Origin of the sequence: Haloferax sp. Atlit-6N (assembly GCF_003383195.1) — an archaeon.
In the GTDB taxonomy this organism is placed as follows: Archaea; Halobacteriota; Halobacteria; order Halobacteriales; family Haloferacaceae; genus Haloferax; species Haloferax gibbonsii.
Map to the genome: position 1 here is coordinate 1 of NZ_QEQJ01000262.1, position 483 is coordinate 483.

Annotated in this window: 1 protein-coding gene; it reads right to left on the minus strand. The window is 66.3% G+C overall.

The genetic code is table 11. The features are described 5' to 3' along the window. Nucleotides 1-141: 141 nt before the first annotated feature. Nucleotides 142-483: thiolase C-terminal domain-containing protein (locus DEQ92_RS22260; protein WP_394338720.1), on the minus strand; the 342-nt coding region annotated here is incomplete at its 5' end.

Sequence of the window (483 nt, forward strand, 5' to 3'; positions counted from 1 at the left end):
GGGCGGCCACCAACCGGTCCTCAGCCAACGCGGCGAAGAAGCCGGGGAGCGTGAACGGCGAGTCGGCGGTGATGTCTTCCGGTACGAGCGGTCCTGTCGTCGTGGAGTTGGTGTCTGTCATCGGTGAAGTACTCTCTTCGGTCATTGTGCAGTCAGAACGTGGGCCACAGTATGGGCGTCTGCGACGCCACCTTCGTTGATGAGCAGCGCGGTGTCGGCGTCGGCCACTTGCCGCTCTCCGGCCCGTCCGGTGAGCTGTTCGTAGGCTTCGACCGCCTGCAACAGCCCGGTCGCCCCAATCGGGTGCCCTCGGGCCTTCAGTCCGCCGCTGGTGTTGATCTGGACGTCGGTCCAGCCCGCCGATCGGTCCTCGGGATCCTCGACGGTCTCGATTCCGCGACCCTTGGGGGCGAACTCGGCGGCCTCGGCCAGCAGTGCCTCGCAGACGGTGAATGCGTCGTGAACCTCCGCGACGTCGATATC